The 13969-nt window shown below is 72.3% G+C and carries 15 protein-coding genes; 5 read left to right on the forward strand and 10 right to left on the reverse strand.

Annotated features, from left to right (window positions below; genetic code table 11):
* Positions 1-199: 199 nt before the first annotated feature.
* The 7 genes from Sru02f_RS24640 to Sru02f_RS24670 form a co-directional block, all read right to left on the reverse strand.
* On the reverse strand, positions 200-988 hold the full coding sequence (locus Sru02f_RS24640; protein WP_164273854.1) for an ABC transporter ATP-binding protein: 789 nt from the start codon (positions 986-988) through the stop codon (positions 200-202).
* The gene (locus tag Sru02f_RS24645) at positions 981-1910 is read right to left on the reverse strand and encodes an ABC transporter permease (RefSeq protein WP_109028703.1); all 930 of its coding nucleotides are present in this window, start codon (positions 1908-1910) and stop codon (positions 981-983) included. The genes Sru02f_RS24640 and Sru02f_RS24645 overlap by 8 nt, the downstream gene beginning before the upstream one ends.
* A gap of 98 nt (positions 1911-2008) precedes the next feature.
* On the reverse strand, positions 2009-2881 hold the full coding sequence (locus Sru02f_RS24650) for a glycosyltransferase family 2 protein (protein ID WP_109028702.1): 873 nt from the start codon (positions 2879-2881) through the stop codon (positions 2009-2011).
* An 8-nt stretch (positions 2882-2889) separates the two neighbouring features.
* Positions 2890-3669 (reverse strand): CDP-alcohol phosphatidyltransferase family protein, encoded by a 780-nt coding sequence (locus tag Sru02f_RS24655; protein ID WP_164273857.1) that lies wholly within the window; start codon positions 3667-3669, stop codon positions 2890-2892.
* Positions 3647-4708 (reverse strand): iron-containing alcohol dehydrogenase family protein, encoded by a 1062-nt coding sequence (locus tag Sru02f_RS24660; RefSeq protein WP_109028700.1) that lies wholly within the window; start codon positions 4706-4708, stop codon positions 3647-3649. The genes Sru02f_RS24655 and Sru02f_RS24660 overlap by 23 nt, the downstream gene beginning before the upstream one ends.
* Entirely contained in the window at positions 4696-5448 is a 753-nt protein-coding gene (locus Sru02f_RS24665; protein ID WP_109028699.1) for a phosphocholine cytidylyltransferase family protein, read from the reverse strand. Before Sru02f_RS24665 ends, Sru02f_RS24660 begins: the two co-directional genes overlap by 13 nt.
* On the reverse strand, positions 5445-7262 hold the full coding sequence (locus Sru02f_RS24670; RefSeq protein WP_109028698.1) for a DUF5941 domain-containing protein: 1818 nt from the start codon (positions 7260-7262) through the stop codon (positions 5445-5447). The genes Sru02f_RS24665 and Sru02f_RS24670 overlap by 4 nt, the downstream gene beginning before the upstream one ends.
* Positions 7263-7740: 478 nt before the next feature.
* Between Sru02f_RS24670 and Sru02f_RS24675 the strand changes: the two genes are divergently transcribed.
* Together Sru02f_RS24675 and idi are read left to right on the forward strand one after the other, a co-directional pair.
* Complete coding sequence (locus tag Sru02f_RS24675) at positions 7741-8679, forward strand: cation diffusion facilitator family transporter (protein ID WP_109028697.1); 939 nt, start codon at positions 7741-7743, stop codon at positions 8677-8679.
* Positions 8680-8953: 274 nt separating this feature from the next.
* Positions 8954-9547: an isopentenyl-diphosphate Delta-isomerase gene (gene idi / locus Sru02f_RS24680; protein ID WP_109028696.1), complete on the forward strand. Its 594-nt coding sequence runs from the start codon at positions 8954-8956 to the stop codon at positions 9545-9547.
* A gap of 67 nt (positions 9548-9614) precedes the next feature.
* On the opposite strand, the gene Sru02f_RS24685 is transcribed toward idi, so the two are convergent.
* On the reverse strand, positions 9615-10067 hold the full coding sequence (locus Sru02f_RS24685; RefSeq protein WP_016327856.1) for an ATP-binding protein: 453 nt from the start codon (positions 10065-10067) through the stop codon (positions 9615-9617).
* A gap of 195 nt (positions 10068-10262) precedes the next feature.
* Between Sru02f_RS24685 and Sru02f_RS24690 the strand changes: the two genes are divergently transcribed.
* Positions 10263-11018 (forward strand): enoyl-CoA hydratase/isomerase family protein, encoded by a 756-nt coding sequence (locus Sru02f_RS24690; protein WP_164274902.1) that lies wholly within the window; start codon positions 10263-10265, stop codon positions 11016-11018.
* On the opposite strand, the gene Sru02f_RS24695 is transcribed toward Sru02f_RS24690, so the two are convergent.
* Together Sru02f_RS24695 and Sru02f_RS24700 are read right to left on the reverse strand one after the other, a co-directional pair.
* Complete coding sequence (locus Sru02f_RS24695) at positions 11005-11640, reverse strand: DJ-1/PfpI family protein (protein WP_109028694.1); 636 nt, start codon at positions 11638-11640, stop codon at positions 11005-11007. The genes Sru02f_RS24690 and Sru02f_RS24695 overlap by 14 nt on opposite strands.
* 49 nt (positions 11641-11689) lie before the next feature.
* Positions 11690-12667 (reverse strand): GlxA family transcriptional regulator, encoded by a 978-nt coding sequence (locus tag Sru02f_RS24700; RefSeq protein ID WP_109028693.1) that lies wholly within the window; start codon positions 12665-12667, stop codon positions 11690-11692.
* 116 nt (positions 12668-12783) lie between these two features.
* Between Sru02f_RS24700 and Sru02f_RS24705 the strand changes: the two genes are divergently transcribed.
* Both Sru02f_RS24705 and Sru02f_RS24710 read left to right on the forward strand, forming a co-directional pair.
* The gene (locus tag Sru02f_RS24705) at positions 12784-13653 is read left to right on the forward strand and encodes an SCO6745 family protein (protein WP_167469214.1); all 870 of its coding nucleotides are present in this window, start codon (positions 12784-12786) and stop codon (positions 13651-13653) included.
* A 110-nt stretch (positions 13654-13763) separates the two neighbouring features.
* Positions 13764-13895, forward strand: coding sequence for an LPFR motif small protein (locus Sru02f_RS24710; RefSeq protein WP_007389050.1), 132 nt, complete (start codon positions 13764-13766; stop codon positions 13893-13895).
* Positions 13896-13969: the final 74 nt, after the last annotated feature.

Raw genomic sequence — 13969 nt, forward strand, 5'->3', positions numbered from 1 at the left:
GCATTATCGCCCCATGTGCCGCGTTTCGGGACCGGTACAGCTTACGTTGTACAACTCACGGGCGTGCGCCGGGGTGCACAGCGCATCACAACAACACACCGATTGACTTCAAGATTCCTGAGAACGCCAGGAGTTGACGTTTCCTTTGCAGACGCGGGGCCTCGCCGGAACAGTTCCGGCGAGGCCCCGGTGTGTCGGGCTACTTGCCCGTGAACTTCTCGTACTCCTTGAGCACCTCGTCGGTCGGACCGTCCATGCGCAGCTCGCCGCGCTCCAGCCACAGGACCCGGTTGCAGGTGTCACGGATGGACTTGTTGTTGTGGCTGACCAGGAAGATGGTGCCGGCCTGCTTCTTCAGCTCCCGGATGCGCTCCTCGGAGCGGGTCTGGAACTTGCGGTCGCCGGTGGCCAGCGCCTCGTCGATCATCAGGACGTCGTGGTCCTTGGCGGCGGCGATGGAGAACCGCAGCCGGGCCGCCATGCCGGAGGAGTAGGTGCGCATCGGCAGGGTGATGAAGTCGCCCTTCTCGTTGATCCCGGAGAAGTCGACGATCTCCTGGTAGCGCTCCTTGATCTGCTCGCGGGACATGCCCATGGCCAGGCCGCCGAGGATGACGTTCCGCTCGCCGGTCAGGTCGTTCATCAGGGCCGCGTTCACGCCGAGCAGGGAGGGCTGCCCGTCCGTGTAGACCTTCCCGCGCTCGGCGGGCAGCAGCCCGGCGATGGCGCGCAGCAGCGTCGACTTCCCGGAGCCGTTGGATCCGATCAGGCCGATGGCCTCGCCCCGGTAGGCGGTGAAGGAGACGCCGCGCACGGCGTGCACCTTGCGCACGCCCCGCTTCGTGTCGTCGGAGCCCTTCTTGAGCATGCGGCTCAGGGCGGCCGTCGCGCTGCCCTTGCCGGTCTTGGCGCCGTTGACGCGGTAGACGATGTGCACCTCGTCCGCGATGACCGTCGGCACCCGCTGGTCCTGCTGCTGTTCAGCCACGGCCGTACCTCTCCTCCGCCTTCCAGAAGTACACGAAGCCGCCCACGGCGAGGACCACGGCCCAGCCGAGCGCGACCGCCCACACGTGCGGCGGCAGGTTCTCCGAGCCGTACCCGTCGATCAGCGCGAAGCGCATCAGGTCCATGTAGACGGCGGTCGGGTTCCACTGGAGCACGTCGGCGATCCAGTCCGGCTTGTCCTTCAGCATGATCGGGATGGAGAACATCACGCCCGAGGCGTACATCCAGGTGCGCATGATGAACGGCATCAGCTGGGCCAGGTCCGGCGTCTTGGCCCCCATCCGGGCCACGACCAGCGCGAGACCCACGTTGAAGAGGAACTGCAGGACCAGCACCGGGAGGACCAGCAGCCAGGACAACGAGGGGTAGCTGCCGAAACCGACGACCACCAGGAACAGCACGATCATCGAGGCCAGCAGCTGCTGGAGCTGCTGGAGGGCGAAGGAGACGGGCAGCGAGGCCCGCGGGAAGTGCAGCGCCCGCACCAGCCCGAGGTTGCCGGCGATGGCGCGCACGCCCGCCATCGCCGAGGACTGGGTGAAGGTGAAGACGAACACGCCGGTCACCAGGAACGGGATGTAGACGTCCTTCTCCATGCCCCGGCCCGCGTCGAGGATCAGGCCGAAGATCAGGAAGTAGACGAGCGCGTTCAGCAGCGGCGTGGCCACCTGCCACAGCTGGCCGAGCTTGGCCTGGCTGTACTGGGCGGTCAGCTTCGCCTGGGAGAAGGCGAGAATGAAGTGCCGCCGCCCCCAGAGCTGACGGACGTACTCCTTGAGGCTCGGTCGGGCGCCGCTCACGGACAGCCCGTACTTGGCGGCGAGCCGGGCCGGTGTGAGGCCCTCGTCGGGCGACACGGGCTTGGTCATGGCGACCGTGCCGTCGTGCGTTGTCTCACTCACTGGTGGAAACTTTCGTCTTCGAAAATGCTCGGCCGCGCGGGCCTGGCATGGACCTGGTGGCCCCGTTCGGGGCCGGAACACTCTCGGGTACGAGCTTGTCAGATCACCGGGGGGCGGCCCAGCCGGGTCAGGCGCCACACCGTACGCCACCGCATGGGCCGGCGGGGACCGCACGGGGTGGCCCAGCCCTCGCGGAAGCCGCCGAACCAGGCCTTCAGCGCGGGGCGCGACGGCCGGCGCAGCAGCGTGAGGGCCATCCAGACGCCGAGGTAGACCGGGACCAGCAGCGCGGGGAGGTTGCGTCGGGCGAGCCAGACGCGGTTGCGGGCGACCATGCGGTGGTAGACCGCGTGCCGGGACGGCGCGGTCGTGGGGTGGTTGAGCACCATGTCGGACCGGTAGTCGATCATCCAGCCCGCGTCGAGGGCCCGCCAGGCCAGGTCGGTCTCCTCGTGGGCGTAGAAGAAGGCGTCCGGCAACCCGCCGACCTGGGTGAGGACGCGGGTGCGCACCGCGTTGGCGCCGCCGAGGAAGGTGGTGACCCGGGAGGAGCGCATCGGGTCGGAGGCGCGCAGCCGCGGGACGTGCCGGCGCTGGGTCTCGCCGGTGTCCGGGTCGGCGATGCGGAAGCTGATGATGCCCAGTTCGTCGTCGGCCGCGAACGCCTCGCGGCACAGCTCGGCGGTGTCGGTGCGGGCGAGCAGGCCGTCGTCGTCGAGGAAGAGCAGGATGTCGACGTCGCTGCCGCCGGGGCCGAAGGCCTCGATGCCGACGTTGCGGCCGCCGGGGATGCCCAGGTTCTCGGGCAGCTCGACGGTGCGCACGCCGTCGGGCACCTCCGGGACGGGCGAGCCGTTGCCGACCACGACCACCTCGACCGGGTCGCCGTCCTGCCCCGCGACCGAGTCGAGCAGGGCGCGCAGCTCCTCGGGGCGGTTGCCCATCGTGATGACGACGGCGCCGACCTTCACGGGCGCGCTCACTTCAGCCTGCTGGAGGCGAGGATGGACACCAGGTGCAGCAGGGTCTGCAGCAGCGCGATGCCGGCCAGTACGGCGGTGCCGAGGCGGGTGAAGAACAGGTCGCCGCGCGCCTGGTCGACGATGGCGAGGACCAGGATCAGCAGGGACGCCTCGATGCCGAGGATCAGCCGGTGGAACTTGAGCGCGCCGGCGGCCCGGCGGGCCAGCGCCATGCCGGAGGAGCGGATCTCGGAGGCGGCCTCCTTGACCGGCGGCATCCCGTTCTGGTGCCGGGCGACGCCCACCAGGTCCGTCTCGGCCTTGATCAGGATCGCGCCGAGCGCGGCCAGGGTGCCAAGGAAGGCCCACAGCCAGTCGATCCGGCCGGTGCCCCAGATGTCGGCGGCGCGCAGGCCGAGGCCGACCAGGACCGCGGCGTCGGTCAGGTAGGCGCCGACGCGGTCCAGGTAGACCCCGCCGAGCGAGTACTGCTTGCGCCAGCGCGCGATCTCGCCGTCCACGCAGTCGAGGAGCAGGTACAGCTGGACCGCGACCACGCCGAGCACGGCGCCCCAGATGCCCGGCACGAGCAGCGCCGGGGCCGCCAGCACGCCGCAGACGGTCATCAGGTACGTGAGCTGGTTGGGCGTGATCCTGGTGTTCACCAGATAGCGGTCGATCCGCAGCGAGACCTCGCGCATGTAGAGGCGTCCCGCCCAGTGCTCACCGCTGCGCCGGTCCTTGACCCCCGCGGGATGGACGACCGGGCGTAGTTCAGCTACCGATGGCCTTGACATAGTCGGCGTACAGGTCCTTGATCTGGTCGGTGGTGAGGTCGAGGTGCTCGAGGATCGTGTAGCGGCCGGGCCGCGTCTGGGGTGCGAACTCCACGGCCCGGAAGAACTCCTCGGGCGTGAACCCGATCTCCTCGGGCAGCACCGGCAGCCCGTGCCGCCGCAGGACCCGGGCCATGTTGGCGGACTCCTCGTGGGCCCCGCGCAGGTACATCGCGAAGGCCGCGCCCAGGCCGCACTGCTCGCCGTGGGCGGCCGCGCGCTCGGGGAAGAGCAGGTCGAAGGCGTGGTTGATCTCGTGGCAGGCGCCCGAGGAGGGCCGCGAGTCGCCGGAGACCGACATGGCGATGCCGCTGAGCACCAGTGCCTCGGCCAGCACCTGGAGGAAGTCGTTGTCGCCGATGCCGCCGGGGTGGCGCAGGACGGCCTCGCCGGCCTGGCGGGCCATCGCGGCGGCCAGGCCGTCGATCCGCTCGCCCTTGATCCGGTTGGCCAGCTCCCAGTCCGCGATCGCGGAGACGTTGGAGACGGCGTCGCCGATGCCGGCCCGTACGAAGCGGGCCGGTGCCGCGCGGATGACGTCCAGGTCGATGACGACGGCGATCGGGTTCGGCACACCGTAGGAGCCGCGGCCCGCGTCGTTGTCGAGGGTGGCGACCGGGGAGCACAGCCCGTCGTGCGCGAGGTTGGTGGGCACGGCGACCAGCGGGAGGCCGATGCGCGCGGCCGCGAACTTGGCGCAGTCGATGATCTTGCCGCCGCCGAGGCCGACGACCGCGTCGTAGTGGCCGCCCTTCATGGCGCCGGCCAGCTTGATCGCGTCGTCCAGGGTGCCGCCGCCGACCTCGAACCAGTCGGCGCCGGGCAGGGACGGGGCGACGCGGTCGCGCAGCCGGGCGCCGGAGCCGCCGCTGACGGCGACGGCGAGCTTGCCCGAGTGGGAGATGCGCTCGTCGGCGAGTACGCATCCCAGGTCGTCGAGGGCACCCGCGCGGATGTCCACGACGACCGGCGACGGGATGAGCCTCGTCAGTACTGGCACGCGATCTCCCTGCCCTTGGCGAGGTCGTCGTGGTTGTCGATCTCGACCCACTTGACGTCGCCGATCGGCGCCACGTCGACCTTGAAGCCGCGGTTGACCAGCTCCTGGTAGCCGTCCTCGTAGTAGAGCTGCGGGTCGCGCTCGAAGGTGGTCTTCAGCGCGTCGGCCAGCTCCGCGGCGGCCTCGCCCTCGATCAGGGTGACGCCGATGTACTCGCCGGTCGCGTCGGCCGGGTCCATCAGCTTGGTGATGCGCTGCACGCCCTTGTCGGGGTCGACGACGACCTTCATCTCCTCGTCGGCGAGGTTCTTCACCGTGTCGAGGGCGAGGATGATCTTCTTGCCGTCGCCGCGGGCGGCGAGCAGGGTCTTCTCGACGGAGACCGGGTGCACGGTGTCGCCGTTGGCGAGGATCACACCGTCCTTGAGGGCGTCACGGCCGCACCACAGGGAGTAGGCGTTGTTCCACTCCTCGGCCTTGTCGTTGTCGATGAGGGTGAGCTTGACGCCGTACTTCTGCTCCAGCTCCGCCTGGCGGTCGTACACGGCCTCCTTGCGGTAGCCGACGATGATCCCGACCTCCGTCAGACCGACCTCGGCGAAGTTCGCCAGCGTCAGGTCGAGGACCGTGATGCCGTCCTCCGCGCCCTCGGGGCCGACCGGGACCAGTGCCTTGGGCAGGGTGTCGGTGTAGGGGCGCAGACGGCGTCCGGCGCCGGCCGCCAGCACGAGGCCGATCATGCGGGTTCTCCTTCGTCGTGTACGGCGGGTGCGCCGACCTGGTGGGCGGCGACCCAGAAGCGGATGCTCTCGACGAGCACCACGAGTGCCACAACCACGGCGAGGACCGTGAGCGCGACCTTGAACTGTGTGGCGGTGAGGAGCACGGCCAGCAGGGTGATCACCAGCGTGCGGCCCTCGTGCCCCCCGACCGTCCGCACCAGCCACTGCGGCGGTGCGCCCGCGTCGCCACGGATGCGGTAGACCGTGTCGTAGTGATGGTAGGCGACCGCGGCCACCAGCCCGAAAGCCGCCGGAAGGGCCCCGTTCACGTCGGCTTTCGCGGCCAGGAACAGGACGGTGAGGTACTCGGCGGCCCGGAAGAACGGGGGGACCAGCCAGTCGAGGGCGCCCTTGAGGGGGCGGGCGACGGCGAGCGCGGAGGTCAGCACGTACCCGAGCGCGGCGACGAGCGGCCAGGGGCCGCCGAAGTCGGTGAGCGCGGCGGTGGCGACGACGGCGGCACCACCGAGGAGGGCGACGGCGGGGGTGGCGAAGCCGGGCAGCCGGCGGGCGGCGGCGCGCAGGCCCTTGGCGCCGGCCTCGGCGAGCGGACCGGAGTCGGCGAGGTCGGCCAGCGCCTTCGCCGCCCGGTCGGTGCGGGTGGCCCTGCGGGTCAGCGAGCGCAGGACGCGGCCCGCGGTGGTGTACGTCGCGGCGAACGCGCAGCCGATCAGCAGTGCGTAGAAGGTGATCCGGGGCGTGGTGAGCGCGGTCAGGACGGCGATCATGGCCCAGCGTTCGCCGATGGGCAGCACGATCATGCGGCGCAGCCACACCGTCCAGCCGACGCTGTCGAGCTTGTCGGAGAGGGCGGCGGTGGGGCTGGTGTTGGCCGAGGCGTCGTGATTGGCCTCGTTGAAGGAGAAGTCGACGACGTGCCGGCAGGTCTGGAGCACCATCGCGCCGAGGGCCAGGGCCCACACGTCGTCGCCGCCGCGGGCCGCTCCGAGGGCGAGGCCCGCGTAGTAGGCGTACTCCTTGGCCCGGTCGAAGGTGGCGTCGAGCCAGGCACCGAGCGTGGAGTACTGAAGGGAGTACCGGGCGAGCTGTCCGTCGGTGCAGTCGAGGACGAAGGAGGCGATGAGCAGGACGCCGGCGGCGACGAAGCCGCCGCGGGTGCCGGTGGCCGCGCAGCCGGCCGCTATGAGCGCGGTGATCAGCGAGGCGGTGGTGACCTGGTTGGGGGTCAGGCCGCGGCGCGCGCACCAGCGGGCGATGTAGCGGGAGTAGGGGCTGATGAAGTGGGTGGTGACGAAGCCGTCGCGGGCCTTGACCGCCGACTTCAGGCGTACGGCCTCGTCGTCGACGGCTGCGACGGCCTGCCGCGCCTCGTTGCGGGCCTGCGGGTCGGCGGGGACGGCGGCTACGAGGCTGCCGAGTTCGGGCCGGTGCACCTCGGCGCCGTCGGCGTCGAGGGCGGCGGTGATCCGGTCGGCGAGGCTGTCGACGGCCACGGCGGTGCCGCCGCCCGCGGAGTTCTCGCGGGCCATCGCGCGGGTCAGCGTCTGGCGGGCGGCCGGCTGGGCGGTCACCGCGCCCGGGATCGCGGCGAGCGGGAAGCGGGGGTCGGTGAGGCCGAGGCGCAGCGCGTGCGGGTGGCCCACGAAACGGGCGTCGACGACGGCGACCCGCTCCTCGCCGGGAGCCCGGGCGAGGAGGGTCTCGGTCTCCGCGGCCCCGGCCGCGAGGTGCACGTCGAAGCCCAGGGACCGCAGCTCGCTCTCGATCGACGAACCCGGGACCGGCTGACCGGTGAGGATGGCGGTCGGCAACCGAACTCACTCCCTGGTGCCGGCGCCTGGACGCCGGGCCTGTGCATGGTGGGACGCCCGTGCCTGGGGCACCCGGGCGGCATGTCGGCAGAGGGTATCGGATGCCGGGAACGCCGTGTTCACCGCCCGTTTGACGGTCGGTCGACGCCACTTGCTCCCGCCTTTGCCGCGATCATCATCGTGGATTCGGGGCCCGCCCGACAAACCGCGCCCCCAGACCGGGCATCGCGGACATCGCACAGTGTCCGCCGTTGTTCGCACAGGGTCAGGACGAGCCTCGGCGGGCCGGTCCCCCGGATGGCTGAGGCCGCACCTTCCGAAATCCTCGCACCACTCTGACCTGCGGAACGTTTCCGCAGGTCAGGGCACATGACAACGGTGTTCAGTGCCGCGTTGCCCGATACCCCCTACCCGTAGTTGACTGGCATCCGGGCGCCGGGTCGCCGGATGCCGGAACACACAGGGAGGCGGCTTTCTCATGGGGGCTGGGCACGATCACGGGCACGCGCACGGGGGGCACGCCGGCGGGACGGCGACCGCCGCGTACCGGGGCAGGCTGCGGGTGGCGCTGGCGATCACCCTCACCGTCATGGTGGTCGAGATCGTCGGCGGTCTGGTCGCCGACTCCCTCGCGCTGATCGCCGACGCCGCGCACATGGCGACCGACGCCCTGGGTCTCGGCATGGCCCTGCTGGCCGTGCACTTCGCGAGCCGCCCACCGAGCGACCGCCGCACCTTCGGCTACGCCCGCGCCGAGATCCTCGCCGCCCTGGCCAACTGCCTGCTGCTGCTCGGGGTCGGTGGTTACGTCCTGTACGAGGCGATCGACCGGTTCGTCACGCCGGCCGACACCGCGGGCGGCCCGACCGTCGTCTTCGGCGCGATCGGCCTGGTGGCGAACATGGTGTCGCTGTCGCTGCTGATGCGCGGCCAGAAGGAGAGCCTGAACGTACGGGGCGCCTTCCTGGAGGTGGCGGCCGACGCGCTGGGCTCCCTGGCGGTGATCGTCTCGGCGCTGGTGATCCTGGCCACCGGCTGGCAGCCCGCCGACCCGATCGCGTCGCTGCTGATCGGTCTGATGATCGTGCCGCGAACCTTGCGGTTGCTGCGCGAGACCCTGGACGTGCTGCTCGAGGCGGCACCCAAGGGCGTGGACATCGCGGAGGTGCGCGCCCACATACTGGCCCTCGACGGGGTCGAGGACGTGCACGACCTGCACGCCTGGACCATCACCTCCGGCATGCCCGTGCTGTCGGCGCACGTGGTGGTGGACGGCGAGGCGCTGAGCGCGATCGGCCACGAGAAGATGCTCCACGAGTTGCAGGGCTGCCTGGGCGACCACTTCGACGTGGAGCACTGCACGTTCCAGCTGGAGCCCAGCGGTCACGCGCAGCACGAGGCACGACTGTGCCGCTGAGCCGTGACGCGGCGGACGACCGGGGGCGCGCACGTCCCGGAACGCGCCGTTGAACGCTCCGTTCCGCCGCCGCGCCACTGGAGGAGGCGCGGACCGGACGGTTCCCGGGGTGTGCCCTCGGGAACGGTTCACCGTCGGGCCCCTGCTCGGTGTCCGACCGGCCGCCCCCGGTGCCCGCACGGGCACGCGGGACATGCGGGTGTGCCGGGAAGTGCCGAGAGTGCCGGATTCGTACGGCACACTTGGGGCGCGAGGACCGATGTGAAGGATGGGTATGCCGATCACTCCTGCCACCGCGACGCCCAGCTCGTCGAACGGCACCGCAGAAGCCATTTTGCTGGAACTGGTCGACGAGAACGGTGTGACGATCGGCACCGCGGAGAAGCTCTCCGCGCACCAGCCGCCGGGGCGGCTGCACCGCGCCTTCTCCGTGTTCCTCTTCGACGAGCGGGGGCGGCTGCTGATCCAGCAGCGGGCGCTGGGCAAGTACCACTCCCCCGGTGTGTGGTCCAACACCTGCTGCGGTCACCCCTATCCCGGCGAGGCGCCGTTCGCCGCGGCGGCCCGGCGGACGTTCGAGGAGCTGGGGGTGTCGCCCTCCCTGCTCGCCGAGGCCGGCACGGTGCGCTACAACCATCCCGACCCGGCCTCCGGGCTGGTCGAGCAGGAGTACAACCACCTCTTCGTCGGCCTGGTGCAGTCCGAGCCGCGCCCGGACCCGGAGGAAGTGGCGGGGACGGCCTTCGTGTCCCCGGCCGAGCTGACCGAGCGGCACGCGAAGGACACGTTCTCGGCGTGGTTCATGACGGTGCTGGACGCGGCCCGGCCGGCCGTGCGCGAGCTGACGGGCACGTCCGCGGGCTGGTGAAGGACGTCCCGGCGCCGGGCCCGACGCCTGCCGCCGGGCCCGGCGGGTACTGCCGGGCCCGCCGCGTCTAGCGCGGGGCGTGCTTGAGCGGCAGGGCCGCCCAGATCACCTTGCCGCCGCTCGCGGTGTGGGCCACGTCGCAGGCCCCGCCCGCCTCGCGGGTCGTCTCGCGGACCAGGAGCAGGCCGCGCCCACCGGTGCGGCCGTGGTCGGTCTCCAGGGCGGTCGGACGATAGGGGTGGTCGTCCTCCACGGCCACCCGCACCCACTCGGGCCCGACCGCGACCTCCACGGCGAGCACCGGGGAGAGCACCGCCGCGTGCCGGACCGCGTTCGTGACCAGTTCCGAGACGATCAGCAGCAGGGTCTGCGTCACGTCGTCGGAGACCGGCACGCCCTGGCGCACCAGCAGGTCGCGCACGGCGTGCCGGGCCTGCGGGACCGAGGCGTCCACGGCGGGGGCGGTGAACCGCCAGACACCTTCGTACGGCAGCGGCCCGGCGGGCCCGGTCTCGTCCATCGTCCGGTCGCCACCCCTGGGCTCGATTGTCACCACACCCCTGAGTGTTGGTAACGCGCCGCGCCGCCCCCACGGACTGAACACAAGTCAGCATGTATCGAGCGGTTTCTGACCGTTGGCGCATGAGACGCGACCGTTCCTGACCCGCCCGCCCGGCCGCCCGATACGGAGAGGCCGGTGGATAGCATCCGGTCCATGGAGCCGCAGCTGCTGCACCGGGTCGCCGACTCGGTCGCCACCGTCGTCGTCCACCACCCGGCCAAGCGCAACGCCATGACGACCGCGATGTGGCGGGCGCTGCCCGGCCTCCTCGACGACCTGGCCGCCGATCCGGGGGTGCGGGCGCTGGTGCTCACCGGCGAGGGCGCGACGTTCTGCGCCGGGGCCGACATCTCGACCCTGCGCGAGTCGGCCGGGGAGGCGCAGGGTCTGGCGGTGCGGGCCGAGGAGGCCCTCGCCGCGTTTCCCAAGCCGACGCTCGCGGCGATCCGAGGGCACTGCGTGGGCGGCGGGGCGCAGTTGGCGGCGGCGTGCGACCTGCGGTTCGCCGAGGAGACGGCGCTGTTCGGCGTGACCCCGGCCAAGCTGGGAGTCGTGTATCCGGCCTCCGCGACCCGGCGGCTGGTGGCCCTGACGGGGCCCGCCACGGCGAAGTACCTGCTGCTCAGCGGCGAGTTGATCGATGCCGCGCGAGCGCTGCGCACGGGCCTGGTGGACGAGGTGCTGCCGGAGGGCGAGCTCGGCAAGCGGGTGGCGGAGTTCACCCGGGTGCTGGTGTCCCGTTCCCTGCTGACGCAGGCCGCGGCGAAGGAGTTCGCCGCCGGACGCACGGACCGGGACGCCCACTGGGCCGCGCAGGCGCGGGGCAGCGGCGACACCGCGGAGGGGGTCGCCGCCTTCCTGGAGCGCAGGCAGCCGTGTTTCGGCTGGAACGGGCCTACTTCAGGATGAACCGGTTCCTCGTGCGGAACTCCTCGACGAGGTGGGCGGGCGCCTTGTCCGGGGACCCGGCGTCGTAGGGCGGCCGCGGGTCGTACTCGGTGAGCAGCTGGACCGCCTGGGCGTGCTCGTCGCCGGCGATCCGGCCGACCAGGGTGAGGCCCATGTCGATGCCGGCGGAGACGCCGGCAGCGGTGACGTACTTGCCGTCGGTGACGACCCGCTCCCCGGTCGGCTCGGCGCCGTACCCCTTCAGGAGGTCCAGGGCCAGCCAGTGCGAGGTGGCGCGGCGGCCGCTCAGCAGTCCCGCGGCGGCGAGCAGCAGCGATCCGGAGCAGACGGAGGTGGTCCAGGTACTGGCGGCGTCGGCGGCGCGGAGCCAGTCCAGCAGGGTCTCGTTGTCCATCTGCGCGTCCTGCCCGGGGCCGCCCGGCACGACGACGACGTCCGGGTCCGGCACGTCCGCCAGGGTCCGGTCGGCGGTGAGCGCCAGGCTCCCCGTGTCGTTGCGGACCGGCCCGGTCCGCTCGGCGACGAACACGGTCTCGGCGCCCGGAATGCGGCTCATGGTCTCGTACGGGCCCACGGCGTCGAGGGCGGTGAAACGGTCGAAGAGAACGATGGCTGTGCGCACGTGCTGCCTCTTTCGGTTCGGTGGTACGGCGGGTGGGTGTCCCGGTGGGTCAGGAGACGGTCGCGGGCCGGAACCGGCGGCGGTACTCCGCCGGTGAGGTGCCCAGAGCCTTGACGAAGGCGCGGCGCATGGCCTCCGGCGTGCCGTAGCCGCTGGCGCGGGAGACCTCCTCGACCCCGTCGCCGGTGTCCTCGAGGAGCCGGCGGGCGTGCTCCAGCCGGACCCGGTCGACGTAGCGGCCCGGCGTCGTGCCGGTCTCCGCCTGGAAGGCGCGCGCGAAGTGGCGCGGGGAGAGACTGGCGCGGGCGGCGAGGGACTCGACGCTCAGGTCGTCGCCGGGGTGCTCGGTGATCCAGTGCTGCAGCTCCCGCAGCGGCTCGCGACGGGCGGTCTGGGCGGCGAGCTGGGCGCTGAACTGGGCCTGGTTCCCGGGCCGGCGCAGGAACACCACCAGGTGCCGGGCGACGGTCAGCGCGGCGTCCCGGCCCAGGTCCTCCTCCACCAGCGCGAGCGCGAGGTCGATGCCGGAGGTGACACCGGCCGACGTGGCCACGTTCCCGTCCCTGATGTAGATCGGGTCGGGGTCCACCTCCACGGCCGGGTGGTCGCGGGCGAGCCGGTCGCTGTAGGCCCAGTGGGTGGTGACGCGGCGGCCGTCCAGCAGTCCCGCCCGGGCCAGCAGGATCGCCCCGGTGCAGACGGAGACCAGGCGCCGGGCGGCCGTTCCGTTCTCGCGCAGCCACTCGGTCAGGCGCGGGTCGGGGTTGCGGGTGCCCTGGCCGCCGGGGACCACCAGGGTGTCCGGCTGCGGCCCGGCGCCGAGTGCCTGGTCCGGTACGAGGTTCAGACCGCTGGAGGTGCGCACGGGAGCACCGTCCAGCGACGCCGTGCGGATGCGGTACGTCCCCGGCGTGTGCTGCTCGGCGCCCGCGAAGACCTCCACGGGGCCGGTGACGTCGAGGCTCTGGACCCCGTCGAAGAGGAGGACCAGAACGGTTCGGCCGGTTCGGCCGGTTCGTTGCGCCATGCCGTCGATTCTTCGCCCGGCGGTCGTACGGCCGCAATGACGAGAACCCCTCCTTTCCTGCCATGCGTCCCGCAGGGCCCGAAGCAACGTACTGAGCGGTTGGTAACGTGCGTGGCATGACAACTGCCGCCATCGACGCACGCGCGGGCCGCCGCTGCCACAACGCGCTCAACTCACTGCACTCGACGCACTACTTCTCCCCCGACCTGGGCCGGGAACTGGGCGCTCTCGGGGTCACCGAGGCCCCGGCCGTCAACTTCGCGGCCCGCGCCGCCGCGCTGGGTCCGGTCGGCGCCGGTGCCGTCACGGCGGCGTTCTACAACTACAAGCACGACCTCGTCGCCCGGCACGTGCCCGCCGTGTGGGAGAAGGTCACCCCCGGGCAGGCCCTGGCGGCCCGACTGCGCGCCGTCGACGCGACGCTGCGCCGCCTCCTGGGCGAGGAGGCCGTGGCATCGGCCGGGATGGCGGAGGCGGCCGGTCTGGCGCTGCGCGCCGCCGAGGGCTGCACGCGCGGTGCCCGCCCGCTCTACTCGGCCCACGCGGACCTGCCGGTGCCCGACGCGCCGCACCTGGCGTTCTGGCACGCGGCGACCCTGCTGCGCGAGCACCGCGGCGACGGCCACCTCGCCGCGCTCGTGACGGCCGGCCTGGACGGGCTCGAGGCGCTGGTCACGCACACCGCGACCGGCAAGGGCCTGGCGCCGAAGTGGGTCTTCGGCACCCGGGGCTGGGCGCAGGAGGAGTGGGACGCGGCCTGCGACCGGCTGCGCGGACGCGGACTGCTCGACGCGGCCGGCGGGCTGACCGAGGACGGCGCGGCCCTGCGCGAGGGCGTCGAACGGGAGACGGACCGGCTGGACGCGGCACCCTACGCGCACCTGGGAGCCGAGGGCGTGGCGCGCCTCACGGAGCTCGGGACGGGCTTCGCGCGTACGGCGCTCGGCGCGGGCGCCTTCCCGGCGGACCTGCTCGCCGGGCGCTGACGCGACACGCCCGGGCGTCCACCGATGGTGCGCGAACGGGCATGCGGAGCCGGTACGGAGGTACCCGTTCGTTCCCGGCCGGTCCGGCCGGGAGACGAAAGGGGCTGCTCGTGTTCCGTGCCATCGCAGACGTACTGCGCCAGATCGGTGGCGCAGTCGCCACCGTGGTGACGCTTCCCTTCCGGGCCCTGGCCCGGCTCTTCGGCGGGGCCTCGTCCGCCACCCGGGGCCGCCGGGTCTGACCCCGGCCCCCTCCCCGCCGGTTCCCGACCGGCCGGGGCGGTGCCCTGATCCCCGATTGTCGGTGCCACCTGCC

Source organism: Streptomyces rubrogriseus (assembly GCF_027947575.1).
In the GTDB taxonomy this organism is placed as follows: domain Bacteria; phylum Actinomycetota; class Actinomycetes; order Streptomycetales; family Streptomycetaceae; genus Streptomyces; species Streptomyces rubrogriseus.